The 20,169-nt window shown below is 57.1% G+C and carries 18 protein-coding genes; 14 read left to right on the top strand and 4 right to left on the bottom strand.

Annotation, left to right across the window (positions count from 1 at the left end; all coding sequences use genetic code 11):
• Positions 1-25: 25 nt before the first annotated feature.
• Positions 26-1,996 (bottom strand): ribosomal protection-like ABC-F family protein, encoded by a 1,971-nt coding sequence (gene abc-f / locus EH198_RS18385; RefSeq protein WP_124696980.1) that lies wholly within the window; start codon positions 1,994-1,996, stop codon positions 26-28.
• A gap of 147 nt (positions 1,997-2,143) precedes the next feature.
• Positions 2,144-2,308, bottom strand: coding sequence for a hypothetical protein (locus EH198_RS24785; RefSeq protein ID WP_185702969.1), 165 nt, complete (start codon positions 2,306-2,308; stop codon positions 2,144-2,146).
• Positions 2,309-2,500: 192 nt separating this feature from the next.
• Between EH198_RS24785 and EH198_RS18380 the strand changes: the two genes are divergently transcribed.
• Positions 2,501-2,881: a PH domain-containing protein gene (locus EH198_RS18380; RefSeq protein WP_124696979.1), complete on the top strand. Its 381-nt coding sequence runs from the start codon at positions 2,501-2,503 to the stop codon at positions 2,879-2,881.
• A gap of 99 nt (positions 2,882-2,980) precedes the next feature.
• On the opposite strand, the gene chrA is transcribed toward EH198_RS18380, so the two are convergent.
• Positions 2,981-3,520, bottom strand: coding sequence for a chromate efflux transporter ChrA (chrA, locus tag EH198_RS18375; RefSeq protein WP_124696978.1), 540 nt, complete (start codon positions 3,518-3,520; stop codon positions 2,981-2,983).
• Positions 3,521-4,114 carry a chromate efflux transporter ChrB gene (gene chrB / locus EH198_RS18370; RefSeq protein ID WP_281278021.1) on the bottom strand — a complete coding sequence of 198 codons (594 nt, stop codon included), beginning with the start codon at positions 4,112-4,114 and terminating at the stop codon, positions 3,521-3,523.
• A gap of 199 nt (positions 4,115-4,313) precedes the next feature.
• On the opposite strand from chrB, the gene ggt reads away from it, so the two are divergent.
• From ggt to EH198_RS18305, 13 genes are all read left to right on the top strand, one after another.
• The gene (gene ggt, locus EH198_RS18365; protein ID WP_124696977.1) at positions 4,314-5,891 is read left to right on the top strand and encodes a gamma-glutamyltransferase; all 1,578 of its coding nucleotides are present in this window, start codon (positions 4,314-4,316) and stop codon (positions 5,889-5,891) included.
• Between the two features lie 108 nt (positions 5,892-5,999).
• Positions 6,000-6,338, top strand: a complete 339-nt coding sequence (locus EH198_RS18360; RefSeq protein ID WP_124696976.1) for a hypothetical protein — start codon at positions 6,000-6,002, stop codon at positions 6,336-6,338.
• A 2-nt stretch (positions 6,339-6,340) separates the two neighbouring features.
• A complete protein-coding gene (locus EH198_RS18355; protein WP_124697000.1) occupies positions 6,341-7,585 on the top strand; it encodes an amidase in 1,245 nt (414 codons plus the stop codon).
• 275 nt (positions 7,586-7,860) lie between these two features.
• Positions 7,861-9,435, top strand: coding sequence for a PucR family transcriptional regulator (locus EH198_RS18350; protein WP_124696975.1), 1,575 nt, complete (start codon positions 7,861-7,863; stop codon positions 9,433-9,435).
• A 58-nt stretch (positions 9,436-9,493) separates the two neighbouring features.
• The gene (locus tag EH198_RS18345) at positions 9,494-10,561 is read left to right on the top strand and encodes an XdhC family protein (RefSeq protein ID WP_124696974.1); all 1,068 of its coding nucleotides are present in this window, start codon (positions 9,494-9,496) and stop codon (positions 10,559-10,561) included.
• Positions 10,494-11,093, top strand: a complete 600-nt coding sequence (locus EH198_RS18340; protein ID WP_185702964.1) for an NTP transferase domain-containing protein — start codon at positions 10,494-10,496, stop codon at positions 11,091-11,093. The genes EH198_RS18345 and EH198_RS18340 overlap by 68 nt, the downstream gene beginning before the upstream one ends.
• 254 nt (positions 11,094-11,347) lie before the next feature.
• The gene (locus EH198_RS18335) at positions 11,348-12,514 is read left to right on the top strand and encodes a BMP family ABC transporter substrate-binding protein (protein ID WP_124696972.1); all 1,167 of its coding nucleotides are present in this window, start codon (positions 11,348-11,350) and stop codon (positions 12,512-12,514) included.
• Between the two features lie 139 nt (positions 12,515-12,653).
• Positions 12,654-14,186, top strand: a complete 1,533-nt coding sequence (locus EH198_RS18330; RefSeq protein ID WP_124696971.1) for an ABC transporter ATP-binding protein — start codon at positions 12,654-12,656, stop codon at positions 14,184-14,186.
• Entirely contained in the window at positions 14,183-15,298 is a 1,116-nt protein-coding gene (locus tag EH198_RS18325) for an ABC transporter permease (protein WP_124696970.1), read from the top strand. The genes EH198_RS18330 and EH198_RS18325 overlap by 4 nt, the downstream gene beginning before the upstream one ends.
• A 22-nt stretch (positions 15,299-15,320) precedes the next feature.
• Positions 15,321-16,250, top strand: coding sequence for an ABC transporter permease (locus tag EH198_RS18320; RefSeq protein WP_124696969.1), 930 nt, complete (start codon positions 15,321-15,323; stop codon positions 16,248-16,250).
• A 53-nt stretch (positions 16,251-16,303) separates the two neighbouring features.
• Positions 16,304-17,215: an FAD binding domain-containing protein gene (locus EH198_RS18315; protein WP_124696968.1), complete on the top strand. Its 912-nt coding sequence runs from the start codon at positions 16,304-16,306 to the stop codon at positions 17,213-17,215.
• A gap of 55 nt (positions 17,216-17,270) precedes the next feature.
• The gene (gene pucD, locus EH198_RS18310; RefSeq protein WP_124696967.1) at positions 17,271-19,547 is read left to right on the top strand and encodes a xanthine dehydrogenase subunit D; all 2,277 of its coding nucleotides are present in this window, start codon (positions 17,271-17,273) and stop codon (positions 19,545-19,547) included.
• 100 nt (positions 19,548-19,647) lie between these two features.
• A complete protein-coding gene (locus EH198_RS18305; RefSeq protein ID WP_124696999.1) occupies positions 19,648-20,169 on the top strand; it encodes a (2Fe-2S)-binding protein in 522 nt (173 codons plus the stop codon).

The following is a 20,169-nucleotide window of genomic DNA, read 5'->3' as shown; positions in this document are numbered from 1 at the left end:
TTTCTGCATCTCGCCCGATTATCAGTTATTGATGGGAACTTCCAAGCCATTCCTCATACATACCGTCAAGCCCTTGCTGCACCGTTTCCCTTTCGGCGTGAAGGACGGACAGCCGGGCGGCGTCGCTTGCAAGCTGCGGGTCAAGCATCGCCGCGTCGATCTCCCGAAGCCGCTTCTCGGCTTCCGCAATTTCCTGCTCCCAATAAGCGGCGCTGCGGATTTCCCTTGATTGTACGGAACGCAAACGTTCCGGACGCGGCCGTTCCGGAGATTTTACGTCCCCAAGGGGCGCGGGGAAAGAGGCTTTCCCCGGCGCGGCTAGCGATTCCTGTCCGCCGGCTTCGGAAGAACGGGTAATCCATGCTTCCTTCTCCGCCCGCTTTTCTTTGAAATACTCATAGCTGCCTGAAAATACGGAGAACTTTCCATCTTCAATCGTCCATAATTTGCCGAAGCAGCGGTTGATGAAATAACGGTCATGGGAAACCGCAAGGACGGTTCCCGGGAATTCCTCCAGCGCTTCCTCCAGCGCTTCTCTAGAGTCGATGTCCAGGTGATTGGTCGGCTCGTCGAGAATGAGCAGATTGGGCCGGCGGTGCATGAGGACGGCGAAGCGCAGCCGCGTCCATTCTCCTCCGGACAGCCCTCCGACGCTCTTAAACACATCGCTCCCATAGAACAGGAATCTAGCAAGCTGCCCGCGGGCTTCGCCCTCCTCCATTCCTGCCTCCTCGCGGAAGTATTTCAGGACCGACAGCCCGGCGTCTTCAGGGACGGCTTCCTGCGCCAGATAGCCGACGGATGCCCGTGCGCCGAGCGTGCAGCTTCCAGCGTCGGGCTGCTCCAGGCCCAGTATGATTCGCAGCAGCGTACTTTTGCCCGCACCGTTGCCGCCGATCATCGCGGCGGTCTCGCCATAGCGAAGAACGTCCTCGGCTCCCGTAAACAGGATGCGATTCCCGTAGGATTTGCTCACGCCGTCAAGGATCAGCGCCCGGCTGCCCGAACGGTCCTGCTGCTCGAGCTGCAAATCCATGCTTTTGCGCTCCAGCACGGGGCGCTTGATCTTGACCATCCGGTCCAGCGCTTTCTGCATCGAAGCCGCGCGGCGGTGAAAGGAAGGGTTGGGCGGATTGGCGTTGTTGCCCCATTCGATCAGCCGTTTGATGCTTTCCTGCATTTTTTTGATTTTTTTCTGCTGCTCCTGGTAATCGGCGAACTGCTGGAGCAGCCGGGCTTCCTTCTCCTTCTGGAAGCCGGTGTAATTCGTATGATAGGTGATGGCCTCGCCGTCCTCGATCTCGATCACCTTCGTGATAACCGCATCGAGAAAATAGCGGTCATGGGAGATGACGACCACGGTTCCGGCGTAGTCCCGCAGGAACTGCTCGAGCCACTCGATGGCGGCCATATCCAGATGGTTGGTCGGCTCATCGAGCAGCAGCACGTCCGGACGCCGCAGCAGCAGCGCGGCCAGGCCCACTTTGGTCTTCTCACCGCCGGAGAGGGAGGCGAAAGGCCGCCCGAACTGCTCGCTTCCGATGCCAAGGCCGGATGCGACGCGATGGATTTCGGCCTCGATTTCATAGCCTCCCGCAGCTTCGAACTTCTCCTGGAGCGAGCCGTATTCGCGCAGCAGCCCGTTCCAGCGCTCCTCGCCGCTTGCGTTCAAGCCGGCCATTTCCTGCTCAAGCTCCCGCAGCCGCCGCTGCCACGCCAGCGGCTCGGCGAAGCTGCGCTGGAGGACGGCGTATACCGTATCTCCGCCGCCCTCCTGGATTTGGGCCAGCAGCCCGACGGTGCTGCCTCTGCGGATGGAGATTTGTCCCCTGTCGGGCGCTTCTTCGCCGCTCAGGAGGCGGAACAGGGTCGTCTTGCCGCAGCCGTTGCGACCGATAAGGCCGACCTTTTCGCCTTGGCGGACGGCCAGCGTGATATCGCTCAGCACTTCTTGAGCACCGTGGTATTTTTGAACATTTTGACATTGTATGATCATGGGGTTTCTCCTTTAGGCTTCGGCGGACCCTATGGGCCACCGAGCGGGTAATCATCCGGAAAACGCCCCCTGCCGTCTTTCGTGCAAGGACAATACAAAAAGACCGCAGGGAAACGTTCCCCGCGGCCTTGTCCGTGTAAGCCCTAGTTAAGCTGTACGGTCGGAAGGCAGGAAAGACATTTCTGGGTGGTCAGGCGTTATGATTTTGGCAAAAAAGGACAGACTTCTCCCGTTGACGCCAGAAGCATGAACGATGCCCGCCGTCGCTATAGGCAAGCGGCTGACCATGTTACCCAGACCCTCATAATTCATCTTTCCTCACCTCCCTCATTAACAAAGTTACAATAATTTTAAAAGAATATGTTGCCAATAGCAAGAAATTTTTCCTCCGCGTCCTTTAGCATGTCAAAGCGGTAAAACCGGAATACCCGCCTGTTTTTTCAATATGTATGGTGATAGGGCGGCATGCCGTCATAATAGGATGATCAAGAGGAGGGAGCAAAGGTGGCATTTTTTGACGGCCTGCTCGGCAATGCATCCCAGGTGGATCTCAATTCGGCCCGCAAGGAGTACGGACAAATTCTGGCCCCCGGGGAGCAGATCGAGCGAGCCTACAAGCTGATTCGCGACATGTTTATTTTTACGGACAAAAGGCTGATTCTGATCGACAAGCAGGGTGTAACCGGCAAAAAGACGGCGTATCACTCCATTCCCTACAAAAGCATCACGCATTATTCCGTAGAGACGGCGGGGCATTTCGATCTTGACGCGGAGCTGTGCCTTTTTGTATCCGGCAGTTCGCTTCCGCTCAAGAAGACCTTCAACAAGAGCGTCAATATTTATGAGGTGCAGGCTGTGCTGTCCCAGTACATTTTGAAATCGTAAAAAAGAAACGGCTCCGATCCCCGAATAGGGCGGCAGCCGTTTCCTGTTTTTTTTTTTTTTTTGAAAAAATTATTGCCCCGCAGACGTCCGGCCCGGCAACTACATGCTGTACCTGAGAACAAGTCCGCCATAGACAAAAGCGGCGAGAATGACGAGAGCGGGATGGATTTTGCGGCGTTCCATTGCCCAGAAGGCGATGGCCGCAATAATCAGGGTCTGCCAAATTCCAATGGAAGCGGCGGGCCCTTTTCCCATCTGCCAGGTCAATACGGCCATCATGATGGCGATTACAGGCTGGACGAGCAGCGTCATCCCTTTGACAACCTTGGACTGGCGGTATTTTTGCAGCACCCGAAGAAGAACGATCAGGGCGGCGGCCGACGGCAGGACAGTGGCAAGCAGCGCCGCAAGCACTCCGGCCCAGCCGTAAATCTCGAAGCCGACGTAAGCCGCCACCTTGGTGGCGATCGGTCCGGGAAGCGCGTTGCCCAGCGCCAGCATGTTGGAGAATTCCCCGTCTGTCAGCCAGTGGTAATGCGGGACGATTTCTTCATACATGAGCGGAATGGAGGAAGGTCCGCCGCCGTAGCCGAGCAGATTGGCGATAAAGAATCCGATAATCAGTTTAATCCACTCCATTTATGGCGTTTCCTCCTTCTTTCCTTGTCTGCCGCGGCGGCTGGCTACAGCCCGGTAATGCACGGCGCCGTAAGCGAGAAACAGCACGATGACGATAGCCGGATGGACATGCAGCACCTCAAGCAGGAGCAGGGCGAGCAGCATGAAGGCCGCTCCGGCTGCTATGCCGAGGCCCTTGACGGCCTTTTTCGCAAATTCGTACGCCATGACGCCGAGCATGACGGCGATGACGGGCGATACGGCGGCGATCATTCCCTTGACTACCTTCGAGCCGGCCAGGTAGTTAACGGCGGACAACAGCAGAATCATGGCAAGAACGCTGGGCAAAATATGCGCAATTACGGCGAGGAACGCTCCCCATGCCCCTTTGCGCTTGTATCCTAAATAAGCGGCCATTTTGGTCGCGATCGGTCCCGGCAGCGCGTTGGCCAGGGCCAGCGTTTCTCCAAACTCCTCGTCGCTGAGCCACTTATATCGGATGACGGCGTCATGGCGGATCAGCGGAATTACCGAAGGGCCGCCGCCGTAGCCGATAATTCCCGTTCTGCACATCGAAACGACAAGCTCTATATAATCTTTTTGAGTCGGTCTCAAACCCTTTCCCCCTTTGGAGCCAATTCTATACAATCCGTATGAATGCATTCTCATTATATTTCTTTTCGAAGCCCTCCGGCGGGAACTTTGTGCACCGTACACAAATCGCGGGTGCGCCGTCTTTGGAATGCGCGCTTCCGGTTGACTTTAGCCGGCTGTGTAATGTTAAATGACATTAATTCACGGGAGGGAAAAGCTTATGACAAAGCGACCGGTAATCGGTACAAAAACGATGGTAGTCAGCCCGCATTACCTGGCGTCCGCCGCAGGTGCGCGGATTTTGCAAAAGGGCGGGAACGCCTTCGACGCGGCGGTGGCCGTCAGCGCGGCGCTGGCGGTTGTCTACCCGCATATGACGGGCCTTGGCGGCGATGCGTTCTGGCTGACTTACAGCGCTGATGAAGGCCGCGTCCAGGCCTATAACGGCAGCGGCCGTTCTGGCTACGGCGTGCACCGAGGCCGGTTCGCCGGTGAAGCTGCGATTCCGCGGCGGGGCACCCGCAGTGCGGTTACCGTGCCGGGCATGGCCGACAGCTGGGACGCGGTGCTGAGCCGGTACGGTCGTCTGCCGCTGGCGGAGGTACTGGAGGCCGCGATCGATTACGCGTCCGCAGGCTTTCCGCTGTCGCCGGATCAGCACGCCAATACCGTGCTTGCCGGGGCTGCGCTGTCGCCCGAAGCGGCAGCCATTTATATGCCGGGCGGACGGATTCCGAAGGCCGGAGAGAAGTTCGTGCAGAAGGACCTGGCCCGGTCGCTTTCCATTCTGGCTTCCGGGGGCCGCGACGCCTTTTATAAAGGAGAAATCGCCGGGGCGATTTGCGACGGACTGGCAGAGGCTGGCGGTTACTTGCTCCGCGAGGACTTTGCCGACCACCGGGGCAACTGGTGCGAGCCGATCCGGACGGATTATCACGGCTATACCGTCCATCAGGCTCCGCCCAATTCACAAGGATTCGCCGCGCTGATGGCGCTGAATATATTGGAGAAGTTTGACTTCGGCGGCATTCAGCATGGCTCGTATGAATATTATCACCTTCTCGTCGAAGCGATCAAGGCCAGCTTCCGCGACCGCGACGCGGTGCTTACCGATCCCGAATTCAGCGAGATTCCGCTGGACCGGCTGCTGGATAAGACTTACGCTGCACAGCTTGCGGCATTGATTTCGCCCCGCAGCGCGGCCGCGTTGTCCAGCGAGCCTACCGGCCGGGACACGGCCTATGCGGCGGTTGTGGATGCGGAAGGCAATGCGGTGTCCTTCATCCAGAGCCTGTACTTCGAATTCGGGTCGGGAACCGCCCCGGGCGGCTCCGGCATTCTGCTGCAGAACCGGGGCTCCTTCTTCTCGCTGGACCCGGCCGCGGTCAACACACTGGAGCCGCATAAGCGGACCTTCCATACGCTGATGCCGGCGATGGCCTGCCGGGACGGCAAGCCCGCTATCCTTTACGGCACCCAGGGCGGCGAAGGCCAGCCGCAGACCCAGACGCTGCTGCTGACCCGGATGCTGCATTACGGGATGAATCCCCAGCAGGCGGTCGACGAGCCGCGGTTCGTCTGGGGCAGAACATGGGGCGAACCGACCCAGGAGCTGACCGTGGAGAGCAGAGTGGGGGACACTGTGCTGGAAGAACTGGCAGCAGCCGGCCACAAGGTGCGGAAGGCGGCGGACTATGATGGACTTGCCGGCCACGCCCATGTAATCAGCATTGATGACAACGGCTACCGCAGCGGCGGGACCGATCCGCGCTGTGACGGAGCAGCCATCGGCTGGTAGCGGCAAAGCCTCAGCGGTGGAAAGCGGATGTAAGGTTAGATACGCAGGGAGATAACCAAATAGCATCCTGTCAGAGGTTAAACGAGGATTAGGCTTGCGCTTGCTCTCATGCATGTACTTGCAAAAACGAATAAACGGGAAAAGATCCCTTTAATTTCCGGAAAAACTATATTTCAGACAACGAGCGGGAAAACCTCACGCTATTTGCCCGCTTTTTATTTATTTTTGGCTGAAATGCCGGATTTAGCTGGAGATTTTCCAGCTTGGCCCTGGCAAGAAGCCTCTTTGTCAAAAAATAGGTGGAGGAATTCCGCTTCGTCTCTCAATCTGTACACGCTGCAAGGGTATGTTTCAGCAGTTTGGGGCGATTGCGGATACAAATCCTTTACTACTTATTCGGATGAAGCTCTAGGGGAAGAGAAAGCGGAAGGAGGAGAGAGCGGATGAGCTTGGACAACCGGTATGGAGCGTTTATCGATCCCGGACTTGAGGTCCCGCCGCTTGCGCGCGGATCTCTGGACGGAGTGACGTTTGCGGTTAAAGATGTATTTGCAATCAAGGGGCATGCCTCGTCGGCCGGTAATCCGGACTGGCTGCTCAGCCATCCGGCGGCGGCGGAGCATGCCGAAGCGGTTCGCCGTCTGCTGATGGCGGGGGCTGCTCTCAGGGGAGCTGCCCATACGGATGAACTGATGTACAGCCTCGGCGGGGAGAATGTTCATTACGGAACGCCGGTGAACCCGCGCGGAAAGGGAAGAATTCCCGGCGGATCATCCAGCGGCTCGGCGGTTGCTGTCGCCGCGGGGAGCGTCGACTGCGCGCTCGGAACGGATACGGGAGGCTCGATCCGCGTACCGTCCGCGTACTGCGGCATTTACGGTTTCCGGCCGAGTCACGGAGCGGTCGATATGAGCGGCGTAATTCCGCTTGCTCCGCAGTTCGATACCGTCGGCTGGATGGCGGGGAGCCCTGAACTTCTCCTCCGGGTCGGCAAAGTGCTGCTTGAAGGCATGGATAGAGGAGAGAATACGGCGGAGACAGCAACTGGCCCGGACGCAGCGGCGGGCGGCGAGGCTGTTCTTGGTATGAAGAACATGAGCACACTGTTTGTCGCCAGGGATGCCTGGAGGCTGGCGGAACCGGAAAGCGCCGGAGTATTGTCCGGCGCATTGAAGCTTTTGCAGGCCGGCGCCGGGCGGAGTATGGAGACCGAAGTTGCTCCGGAAGGGCTGAAGGCATGGATGGATGTCTTCCGGGAGCTTCAGGGCAGTGAAATATGGGAGACACACGGAAGCTGGGTCCGGAAGCAGCGTCCGACGTTCGGGCCGGATATCGCCGCCCGATTTGCCTTGGCGGAAGAGCTGTACGGACAGAATCATGATGCTGCCGAGTCGTTCCGGAAGGAAGTCGCTGTCCGTCTCAGCAATATGCTTGGCGAGGACGGGGCGCTGGTCATTCCGACGGTGCCCGGTGCGGCGCCGCTGTCCGGAGGAGATGCGGCTCAGCTGGAGTTTAACCGCAGTGGAGCCATGTCGCTCTGCTGCATCGCCGGCCTGGCCGGCCTTCCGCAAATTACACTCCCGGTTAACGGTCCCGGCGGTCTTCCGCTCGGACTGTCCATAATCGGAGGCTTCGGCCAAGATCTGCGTCTGCTGGCATGGGCAAACCAAATCTGGAAGCCGGCGCTGGTTTGATCCGTCCTTTAAAGGATTTGCGGCGTTCCTTCTTGGATTCAATAAAAAATACAGGGCTGTCCCGCGGAAACTCCGTGACTGGCAGCTCTTTCTTTTTATCCGGTGGCGACACTAAAGAAATTCAACAAGAAATATATGTAAAGTTACATAACATAAAGCGGAGTTTCTAAACTTTAATCTTTTCAAAGGGGGGCATATTCTTTATAATGTTACATAAAGTAACACAAAAAAACATAAAAGTTTTGATTTTATAAATATAACGGAGGAGGGGCGGCATGCACCTTACGGTCGAAGAGGCTTTATCGATATATCCTTTGTCGGAAGCAAAGCTGATTGCCGGTTCCAAAGGAACCCGCAGAATCGTCAAGTCGATCAATGTGATGGATGCCCCGGATATTTCAGACTGGATCAAGGAAGGCGAAATGCTTCTAACGACCGCCTACCTCATCAAAGATAATCCTGAGCAGGCGTCGGCACTGCTTCATAAGCTCAACCGGAGGGGCTCGTCGGGACTCGGGATCAAGCTGGGGCGTTTCTGGGAAACGGTCCCTGAAGCTTTGATTGCCGAAGCGGAAGAGCTGAACTTCCCGCTTATCGAGCTGCCGTTCCAGTTTACGTTCTCAGACCAGATGAACGGCCTGTTCCGTGCGGAGCTCGCCCGCAGCACAGGCGCGCTGCAATCCGTCCTTGAGAAGCAGCGGAAGCTGATGCGTTTTGCTCTGCACCCCGTGCGCAGCCGTTCGCTGCTGGAGTCCGTCTCCGAGTGTGTCGGCCATCCATTGGCCGTTATCGGCAGCCGCGGGGAACTGCTCTTCAACAACTCTCCCCACAGCGAACGTGAACTGCTGGGCGGATGGCCGTGGGGGAACAAGAACCGCAAGGTGCGCATCGGAGAGGAGGCGGGTTACCGCCTTCCTCTCCTTCAGGGGGAAGAGTGCGCGGGCTATCTCGTCTTTTGTTCCATCGACCCCTTGCTGCTGTCCATGGAAGAGAGCCTGTTCGTTCAGGGAGCCGAACTTATCGCGTATCACATCCGGTCAGGCGCCCAGGATTATTTCGAGCAGGATCTGCACAGAGAATTCGGCAGACAGCTTCGCCGCTGTCTGAAAGGTGATCTGTCGTGTATCGAGCTGGCAAAGGCGGCTGACGCCATGGATCCCGGATTGCTGCAAGGGGCGTTTCAGTTTGTTCTTAGCGATGTGACCGAAGCGGGAGAACTGAGGCAGCACGAGTTGACCCGCCTGAAAGAAGAGTATGTGCAGCATCCGGAGCTTGGAAAGATGCAGGCTTTTCACCTAATAGTAGATGAAGGGCTGCTGTCAATCTACTCGGGGGAACGGCTGGCTCCGGAGCGCTTTAGCGGCATGATCGAGGCTTGCTTCGACAAGCTGGAGATCAGTGAAGGCTGCTACCCCCGGGCGGCGGTCAGCTGCCGGAAGAGCAAGCCGGAGGAGATCAGGGAAGCTTTTGCCGAAGTGAAGGAAGCCATGCGCTTGACTGCCCACTGGAATGCCGGACAGCAGGTTGCGCATTACCGCCAGCTTGAGCTGGCCATGGTGCTGCAGCAGGTTCCCGCCGAAATGATGCAAAAATACTGCAGCCGCACCCTGGCCGGATTGCTTGGCCGCGAACCTGAGTACGTAAGGGAAATGCTGCATACATTGGAAGCTTTTCTGGAAAATGACGGCCATATCAACGAAACGGCCAAGAAGCTGTTCATTCACCGCAATACAGCCACTTACCGGATGGAGAAGCTGAGCGAGCTGCTGGACGTCGATTTCAAGAAGACCGACGATTTGCTGCGGCTGCAGCTGGCGTTTTTGTTCCGTAAAATGCTGGAGCGCGGCTGAATCCGATCAAGGAAGGCGGCTAAAGGCTGACTGCAGGAGACTGTATGGAGGGAGTTTCATGAGCGCTTATGATATTGCGGCCCACATTAAGAGAAACGACCTTCCAGCTGTGTTGGCCACGCTGATTTCTGTGGAAGGACATTCATACCGAAAGGCCGGATCGGCAATGCTATTTCATGATGGAGGAACGATAGGAAGCCTTAGTCCCGGATGTCTCGAAAGCGATTTGCAGCTCCGGACCGGGGAAGTGTGGGATTCGGGGATGCCGGAAACCGTAGAATATGATATGCTGTCTCCTGATGATTTCTCGTGGGGAGAAGCGGTGGGCTGCGGCGGCAAGATTAAAGTAGTGCTGGAGCCTGTAAAAGACGACCTTAGAAAGTTGCTGGTTGAAGCCCATGACCGGATGGCCTCCGGTCAAAGCGCGATTCTGCGGCGCAGCCGGGCAGGCGGCAGCTATGCCTATTCGCTGGAACCGGCTGCCGGAGCGCAGGAGACACAGTCGGCTGGCGGCGGGAGCGAAGCCTCGTTCATAACGCTGCTTGTTCCCAAACCGCGTCTGATTTTGTTCGGTCCCGGACATGACAGCCGTCCCATCGCTGATTTAGCGTTCAGAACAGGATTTCGGATAGCGGTGGCGGACTGGCGTGAAGCCAGCGTGAAGAATGAACTCCCGGCAGAGGAAAGAGTAATTTGTTCTCCGCAAGAGGCCGCTGAGCGGCTTCGGATCGGCAGAAACGATTATGTCCTGATCTGCAGCCATCAATTTCAGCGCGACCGAATGTTCCTTGAACGCGTTATTGAGCATGAACCGCATTATATCGGGATTATTGGCTCCACCGCGAGAATAGGTTTGCTGCTGGAGGGACTAGGCGTGCCGGAGACACTGCATGCGCCCGTCGGACTGCCGATCCGCGGAGAAGGGCCGGAAGAGATAGCCGTCAGTATCGTTGCAGAGATGATTCAGGTGAGAAGAGCGGGTTCGCGCAAACAGCCGAAAGGAGCGGATAACGTTGAAAGTAGCCGGAATTTACCTGGCGGCCGGGCAGAGCAGCAGGATGGGCACCCCCAAGGTTTCTCTGAGACTGACGCAGGGCGTCGCGCTTGGGAGCGTCGCGCTCAGTGAATTGGAACGCTGCGGCCTTGAGCCGCTGGCCGTGGTTGTAAGGGCTGATGACAAGCTGGAGTGGCTGCCGCCCGAGAGCGGAGTTCGGGGTTCAAGACGGACGGAGACTTGCCTGACTGCCCATTTGGGGCTGTCCTTCTCCCTCCGCTGCGGCCTCAATGCGGTGCTGCCGACCGAACCGGATGCGGTGGTAGTGGCCCTTGCCGACCAGCCGTTCATAACGGCGGGGCTGGTCGGACGCTTGATCGATACCTTTCGGCGTTCACCGGATCTGGATTATGTAGCCAGCCGAGGCGATGGGACGATCATGCCGCCGGCGCTGTTCTCCAAATCACTCTTTCCGGCTCTTCAACAGCTCGACGGTGACCGCGGCGCGGCAAGCATCCTTCATTCCCCTGTCTATAAAGGCGCGGTGATCGAAGGGGATTCTCCATTATTCTCTATGGACGCCGATACCGAAGGGGATTTCATGAAGGTCCGACGCCAGTGGTTGCTTAGAAACGACCGGAATCGGGACTCTGCCGACATGTAAAACGCGCCTATGTTATAATTCCTAACAATTTTAAATATATCAAGGCTTGGGTTAGTGCGATTTGCACAAAATAATCCCTCCTTTTTATCATTATGCACAAACGTATGTTATATAAATTTACGCATGGCTCCGGCCTCATTATAGTTAGAGGTAGAAATTAACCGGAGCCCAAAATGAAGGAGCTTAGGCCAGAAACGGCCAGTTCATATTGTGTAAGCTTCTATGCTACACGACATTTTAGGAGGAGGAAAACAATGAAACAGAGGGGTCGGGCATTTAGTTTGAGTTTCATGCTGCTGTTTGTGCTTGCGGTTGTGCTTGCAGGCTGCGGCGGCAACAATACAGGAGGGAACGCAGGAGCGTCTTCGGAGCCGGCAGCAACGGCGACGGCAGGAGCTTCGGCTGGTGCGTCCGCACAGCCGTCCGGAGAGAAACCGAAGGTGGCGTTCGTATACATCGGGCCTCCAGGCGACGGTGGTTATACTTACCAGCATGACCAAGGGCGCAAAGCAATGGAAGCGGAACTTGGCATTAAGGCTGATGCTGTAGAAAACGTTCCTGAGGGACCCGATGCCGAGCGCATCATTACCGAGCTGGCGCAAAGTCATGACATCGTATTTACAACAAGCTTCGGCTATATGGAACAGACGCTCAGCGTGGCGAAGAAATTCCCGAACGTCAAGTTCGATCATGCTTCCGGCTTCAAGACCGCCGACAACATGGGCAACTACTTCGGAAAGAACTATCAAGCGAGTTATCTGACGGGTATTGCAGCAGGCAAAGTGACCAAGAAAAATCATCTTGGCTATGTCGGCGCTTTTCCGATCAGTGAAGTTATCTACAACCTTAATGCGTTTACGCTTGGTGCACAAAGTGTAAATCCGGACATTAAAGTCGACGTCGTATGGACAAACACATGGTATGATCCGGCGACTGAGCGGCAGGCGGCCATCAGCTTGCTGGATAAAGGCGCCGACGTGCTGCTCGCTTACCAGGATTCCCCTGCTACTATCCAGGCAGCTGCGGAACGCGGCGCATTCGCAGGCGGCAACGACTCCGATATGAAGAAATTCGCACCTGACAATTATTTGACGAACCCGGTATGGAACTGGGGACCGTACTACACGAAGACTGTTAAATCGGTCATTGACGGAACCTGGAAGAACGAGCAGTATTCCGGCGACATGGCTGACGGCATGATCGATCTGGCTCCATTCGGCAACAAGGTTCCCGAGGATGTGCAGAAGCTTGTGGCGGATGCCAAGGCGAAGATCATCAGCGGTGAATTGAATGTCTTCACAGGTCCGATCAGTGATAACCAGGGCAATGAGAAAGTTCCGGCAGGAAAGTCGCTTACGCTTGAAGAAGTGCTGGGCATGAACTGGCTGACCAAGGGTATAGTCGGAACGCTTCCTAAATAAGTGATCTTTGACCTGTTTTAAGCTGTAAAATTCGTTCGTGATATCCATTAATAAGAGGAAGACCATACAGGTGGGGCGGGCTCTTAATCCAAGAACCTTCCCCACCTGTACTACAACTATGAGGAAGGAGGCGTTCCAAATGCAGGAATATTCGGTGGAAATGCGCGGAATTGTAAAACGTTTCGGTTCGGTAACCGCGAGCGACCAAGTCGATTTTTCGGCAAACGCGGGCGAGATACACGCGCTGCTTGGCGAGAACGGGGCGGGAAAAAGCACGGTCATGAGCATGCTGTCGGGCGTGTATAGAGCGGATGAAGGAGAGATTCTGATACACGGCAAACCAGCCAAGATTCGTTCTCCCAAAGATGCGGCTATGCTCGGTGTAGGCATGGTGTTTCAGAACTTCAGACTGGTGCAGACCTTGACGGCGGCGGAAAATATCGTGCTTGGCGAAAAATCGTCTTTCTGGCGCGGAAGAAACTGGATTAAAAACAAACATAAAGAAATTGAGGAATTGGCGGAACGCTTCGGGCTGAAATTTCCGGTGGACCGTCCCATATGGCAGCTTTCTGTCGGGGAACAACAGCGGGTGGAGATCGTCAAGACGCTCTACCGCGGCGCCGACATTATTATTCTGGATGAACCGACCTCAGTGCTTACGCCGGGCGAGGTAGAGGGGTTGTTCAGCACGCTGCGCCGGATGAAGCAGGAAGGAAAGACGGTTATCATGACCACGCATAAAATGAAGGAGGTCATGGCGTCTTCGGACCGAATTTCGGTCATGCGCAAAGGTAAAATGATCGCTACACTCGTAACCAAGGATACCGATGAACGCGAGGTTGCCCGCCTGATGGTCGGCAGAGAGGTAGTTATTGAGCGTCAGGAACGCGAAGCTACGGAGGGCGAAGAACTGCTTAATGTAAAAAACTTGAGCGTTTACGCTGATCACGGCCGCAAGGCGCTTGACGGTCTGTCCCTGTCCGTGCGAAAGGGCGAAATCGTCGGTGTAGCCGGAGTGGCGGGCAACGGTCAGAAGGAATTGGCAGAAGTGCTGACCGGTCTTCGGACATGGCGGGAAGGCGAAATTATTTTTGACGGAAGTCCCGTCAAGACGGCTTCGGTTCGCGGAGCGATTGATTCCGGCATTTCCCATGTGCCCGAAAACCGTATGAAGAGCGGATTGGCCGGACGTCTGGGCTCGGTCGACAACCTGCTGTTCAAGTCATACCGTTCCGAAGAGCATTCGACCTTCGGCTTCCTGAAGGCGGCCAAGAACCGCATATGGTCCGAAGAGCTCGTGCGCAAATTCGATGTGAAGACGCCGGAGCTGGATACGCCTGTCCAGCAGCTGTCCGGAGGCAACCAGCAGAAGCTGCTGTTTGCACGGGAGGTTACCCACCGGCCGAAGCTGATGGTTGCCGTCCATCCGACGCAGGGCCTTGATGTCGGTGCGACAGCGGGCGTACATGAGCTGCTTATGGAGCTCCGAGCTTCCGAGAGCGGCGTGCTGCTTATCTCGGAGGATCTGGATGAGCTGCTGCAGCTGTCAGACCGGATATTGGTCATTTATAACGGAGCAATTATTGGCGAGGAGACCCATGAGACGGCGGACAGAGAAAGAATCGGCCTGATGATGGCGGGCATCCGCAGCAGAGAGGAGAGCATGGTATGAGCCAGGAAAAGGCAAGCGGAAGGGCGCTTTCGGGACCTGTGAAACAGACTTCCGGAGGTCGGCTGCCCTGGCGGCTGGAATATGATTCATCCCGCATCCGCACGCCGTGGTGGACGCCGATCGTATCGGTGGCGCTGGCACTCGTGCTGTGCGCGATTTTTATCTATGCCAACGGAATGAGTCCGGTAACCGTCTACTCCAAAATGTTTAAGGGTGCCTTCGGAACGTCATACGGCATCACCGAAACGCTCGTCAAAGCCATTCCGCTGCTGCTGTGCGGACTCGGCATCGCCGTGGCCTACCGGATTTCGGTCTGGAATATCGGAGCCGAGGGACAGTTGACGGTTGGGGCGATGGCAGCGACCGCCGTTACGGTTTATTTTCCGAATCTGCCCGGCTTTTGGTCCATTCTGCTGATGCTGATCTTCGGCGTTGCCGCCGGCGCTTTCTGGGGGCTGCTCACGGCCATTCCTAAGACGCATTTCGGAGTGAACGAGCTGATTACATCGCTTATGCTCAACTATGTGGCGCTGCTGGCCCTTGATTACGTCGTATTCGGACCATGGAAAGATCCTAACGGTTTCAATATGCCTGGCTCGCCGGTGTTCACCGACGCGCAATCGCTGCCTGTACTCGGAGCAACCCGGCTGCATATCGGCTTGATCTTTGCGCTGGTCGCGGTTGTCATTTATTATCTGATGGTCCGTTTTACCCGCTGGGGCTACGAGCTGCGTCTGATCGGAGCGAATCAGACCGCTGCCCGTTACGCCGGAATTCACATCAAACGCCATATTATTATAGTCATGCTGATCAGCGGAGGACTTGCAGGTCTTGCCGGTATGGCCGAGGTATCGGGGGTAAGCCACAAGCTGATGCAGGGCATTTCGCCGGGCTACGGGTACACCGCCATTATCGTGGCTTGGCTCGCTAAGCTGAATCCGCTCGGGCTTGTTGTCACTTCGGTGCTGTTCGGCGGATTGATTGTTGGAGGTTTTAGCGTACAGACCATCGGTCTGCCGTCGTCCATTTCGGAAATGCTGCAGGGCGCGATCCTGTTTTTCCTGATTGCCGGCGATATGGTCACCCGCTTCCGCATTCGCCGGGGAGCGTAGCCCAAAGGAGGAGTCGAAAGAAATGGATTTTGTCACACCGTTATTAATCGCCGCCATTTCCGCGGGCACGCCGCTGCTCTTGGCGACGCTTGGAGGCATATTAAATGAACGCGCCGGCATTCTTCAGCTTGGAGCCGAAGGCTTAATGCTGATGGGGGCGGTCACAACCTGCATTGTCTTTATTCGTACCGAAAATCTTGGAGTGGCGCTGCTCGCATCCGTTGGAGTAACGGCGCTGTTCGGCTTGATTCACGCCTTCCTGTGCATCACGCTCCGCGCTAACCAGACAATGTCGGGTCTAGCGATGACGCTGTTCGGCAGCGGCTTTAGCGCCTATCTCGGCAAGTCGATCAGCGGCAACCCGCTGCCCGGCGTTTTGCCGAGGCTGCATCTGGACTTTTTGAAGCCAGTCCCGGTGATCGGTGATATTTTTGGAAATCTGGATGTTTTGACCTGGTTAAGCTTTGTGCTTGTCATTGTGCTGCATTTGCTCATTCACCGCACCTCATGGGGGCTGCACCTGCGGGCGGTGGGCGACAGCCCGGCCACCGCAGATGTCATGGGCGTTCACGTCCGGCTAATCCGTTACGGTTATGTCACCATCGGCGCCATGCTGATCGGACTTGCGGGAGCGGATATGGTTCTGACCGTCGCTCCGACTTGGAACGAAGGGCTGACGGCGGGCAGAGGCTGGATCGCGGTTGGTCTCGTTATTTTTGCCAGATGGAATCCGGTAAGGGCGCTGCTGTGCGCCTACTTCTTCGGAGCGCTGGATTCGCTGGGTTTCCGGATGCAGCTGCTCGGCAGCGCCATTCCGCCGTATTTCCTGAAGATGATTCCTTACGTTGTAACCATCCTTGTTCTGATGTATTTGGGGTACCGCAACCGCAACAAGCCTTCCGGCACGCCGGAATCGTTGGGTGTTCCGTACGTTCGGGAGCAGCGGTTCTAGATCTGTAAGACGGGTTCGAAATTGCTGGACAACTGTAAAAAGGAGGGGAGCAAATGGAAGCTTTGCGTGACGAGCCGCTGTGGACGCCTGCTGTTCAAAGGCCCCGAAGCCTGCATGAGGCCTGGGAGCTGAAACGAACGTTTGGCAGGGATGGGGTTTATGTCGCCGGCAGCACTTTGCTGCGGACGCAGTGGGAAGCCGGGACGGTTTCCATGCCGAAATCACTGATTGATTTGCGGGGGATTGAAGACCTTGCAGACATTGACGAAGATGGCGGCGGGCTCTCCATCGGCGCCCTTGCCGACTTGTCCCGGTGCCGGCGAAGCGCCGCGCTGGGACATATGGCGCCCGCCGTTCAGGAGGCGGTCCGCTGCATCGCCGCTCCGGCGGTCCGCAACCTGGCGACGATCGGCGGCAATATCGCCTCGGGATACGGCGATTGTCTTCCCGCGCTGCTCGTCTGCGATGCGGAGCTGGCCGTCTTTGACGGCAAGTTCCTTAGCCGCCGGCGAGTGGAAGAGTGGCTGGCCGACCGGTGGAGCGGGATGCATCCGCAGGAAGATATCCTGACGGGAATATGGCTTGCGCCCCCGGCAGGTCCGGCGGGAAGCCGGCGAATTGAGATCTTCCGCAAAGTCGGCCGCCGGGAAGCGTTCACGCCCTCGCTGGTCACGGTAGCGATAGGATGCTTTATCGACAGCGAAGGCCGTCTGAGCGGCGTGAAGATTGCCGCCGGAGGAGGAAGCGGCCGCCCGCAGCGGCTGGATATTGCCGAAGCGGTTCTGGAAGGCGCCAGCATCGGCAAGGAGCAGCTTGCTTCGGTTTTCGAGGCGGTTGTCACGCAATTCGAGACCTATGGCGATCCCTTTGCAACCGTAGAATACAAGAAGAAGACCGCAGGCAATCTTATTGTTGCCGAACTGTGGAAGGCTTTGGAAGGAAGCGCTGGAAAAGGCGACCATTAATGTAACATAGGGAGAGGGCGAGGAATACCGGAGCTATCGAAAGGGGAGAGGGAAAATGCTGCTAAGCAGAGAATCCAGCGGAGGGCGCTGGAGAACACGGCCCGACGGAATGGAAAAAGTCACCGGCACATTGCAGTATTTAACCGATATGAGCGCAGAGGGCATGTTGACCGGCCGGGTTCTTCGCAGCCATCAGGCTCATGCCCGGATTCTGGCTCTGCGCACGGAGAAGGCGGCAGCCGTTCCGGGCGTGCATGCCGTAATCACGCATGAGGATGTTCCTGGCTTGAACGGCTTCGGCATCGCCCTTCCGCATCAGCCGGTATTTTGCGAAGACCGTGTGCGGCATACCGGCGACGCGATCGCCGCGGTAGCCGCCGACAGCGACGAAATTGCGGAATATGCGCTGTCTCTGATCGAGGTCGACTACGAGCTGCTGCCGGTAATAACGGACCCTGAGGAAGCCATGAAAGAGGATTCTGTGCTTCTTCATCCCGAAGGCAATTTATTGCATCATACCGAATACCGCAAAGGCAATCCGGCGGACGCTTTTGCTGGATGCGCCTATGTGGCGGAGGAGACGTACTTTACGCCCAGACAAATGCATACGTATATGGAAACCGAAGGCGGACTCTTTATTCCTGAAGACAATGGCCGGCTGACCGTTTATTCAGCCACTCAGCACGGACTGATGGACCGCAAGCAGCTGTCCCGCATTCTCGCGATGCCTGAGGAGAGCATTCGCGTGGTATCAAGTCCAATCGGCGGATCGTTCGGGGGCAAAGACGAACTGAACGTTCAGCCTTACGGCGCACTCCTGGCTCTTCGAACGGGGAAGCCGGTGCGGCTGCATAACTCCCGCGCCGAATCCGTCCGGGCAGGACTTAAGCGCCATCCCATGAAGATCGCAATGAAGACCGGCTGCGACAAGGACGGCCGGCTGATGGCCCATCAGGTGAGGATCGTCTCCGACACCGGGGCCTATGCCACACTCGGCACCGAGGTGCTGAACTTCGCCACGGAGCATGTTATGGGTCCATACATGATTGAGCATATGGAGATCGAGGGCTTCTGTATCTATACGAACAACGGAGTTTCCGGCGAATTCCGCGGATTTGGCGGAAATCAGGCCATCTTCGCCATAGAAGGACAGATCGACCGCCTGGCTGAAGCAGCGGGCATTGATCCCTGGGAAATGCGTCTCCGGAATTTGCGGAGATACGGCGATCCCGGCCCGCTGGGCCAGCCGATTGTCCAGACGCATGGAGCCATGCAGGTATGGGAGGCGCTGGCTGCTATTCCGCTGATGGCGGAGAGAAAGAACGGCCCGGGCAGGGACGCCAGGGACCCTTGGACGGTAACCGGCGTCGGTTCAGCCATAGCCATGCACGGAGCGGGCCTCGGTTACGGTATTCCCGACCCGGCAGGGGGCAGGCTCTGCCTGGCGCTTGACGGCAAGATCGAGGCCGTATTCGGGTACGAGGAATTCGGCCAGGGGCTGATCGCCACGATGGAGCAAATGCTGATCGAGCAGTACGGATTCGACGCCGGCGATCTGCGGATCATTATCGGCGATACGGATGTCGTGCCGGACAGCGGTTCGAGCACGGCGTCCAGAGCGACAAGCATGATGTGGATGGCGCTGCGCAGGCTGCATCCCGATTTTACCGCCCGGCTGGCCGAAGCGGCGGAATCCGCTTCCGGCGGTGTTAGCGGCTTGACTCCGGGACCGGGTGGAATGTGGAAGGAAGGGAAACTGATCCTTTCTTACGCCGATCTTGCCCGTACCCTTAATGAACCTATTGTGTGCGAAACGGTGTTTCATTATCCCACAACGCCTCATGAACGGGTCGGCGCCCACTTTCTCTATACGTACTCGTCCATTGCCGTAAAGGTGGAGGTCAATCTGTTGACCGGCCGTGTGCGGATCGTTGACCAGTATCATGCGGTAGCCGCCGGTCCGGTTGCCAATCCGCAGGGTTATCTGGGGCAAATCGAGGGCGGCAGCGGCATGGCGGTCGGCTTCACGCTGACGGAGGACGCGCTGATGAACGCAGGCTCCTATGTTACGAAGAATCTGGATACTTACATTATTCCAACCATTGCCGATATGAGCGGCATTCAGGTAGAGGCGATCGAGGATTTGCCGGAGCATGACACTTACGGCCCCCGCGGGGTAGGTGAAATCGGCTCGGTGAATCTGGCTCCTGCCGTGGCTTCCGCCATTTTTCAGGCGGTAGGCAAGCGGGTTACCAGGCTGCCGATTGAGCCCGAATTTCTGCAGGAAACTCCGTTTATACCACAGAAGGCGGTGAATGCGAATGTTGGATAAATACGCAGCCAATCCGGGAGACAGGGATAATCTGCCGGAATCTGCCAGGGATGCCGAAGAGAACCGCTGCGCGCTGGGCGGCGCGGAGGCCATGCAAGGCATGCCGAACAACCCGGATTGCGCTGACGCAAGCCTTCCGGCGGAACCCGGGGAGACGCTCATCACGCTTAGCTGCCGCATTAACGGACAGCCGGTGACTGCCGAAGTCCCGCCTTCGCGCCGTCTTCTGACGGTGCTGCGCGAAGAGTTCGGGCTTACCGGTACGAAGCGTTCCTGCGAGCTTGGCCGCTGCGGTGCCTGCATGGTGCTGATTGACGGCCGTCCGGTCAATTCCTGTCTGACGATGGCCTACCAATGCGAGGGAGCCGGGATCACGACTATTGAAGGATTGAGCGGTGGCGGATTGCATCCGGTGCAGCAGGCTTTTTTGGAGGAAGGCGGTTTTCAATGCGGATATTGTACGCCTGGTATGGTTATTTCGGTCGTTGCCCTGCTTTCGGAAAATCCGAAGCCGGCCCCGGAAGAGGTAGAAGAGGCGCTGTCCGGCAATTTGTGCCGGTGCACAGGGTATGGCGGCATTATGCGGGCCGTAAACAAAGCAATTGAAAAAGGAGTGGGTTAA

The sequence above is a fragment of the Paenibacillus rhizophilus genome (assembly GCF_003854965.1).
GTDB classification, from domain to species: Bacteria; Bacillota; Bacilli; order Paenibacillales; family Paenibacillaceae; genus Paenibacillus_AQ; species Paenibacillus_AQ rhizophilus.
Note: the sequence above shows the minus strand (reverse complement) of the source record. Positions and strands in the feature narration are given on the sequence as shown.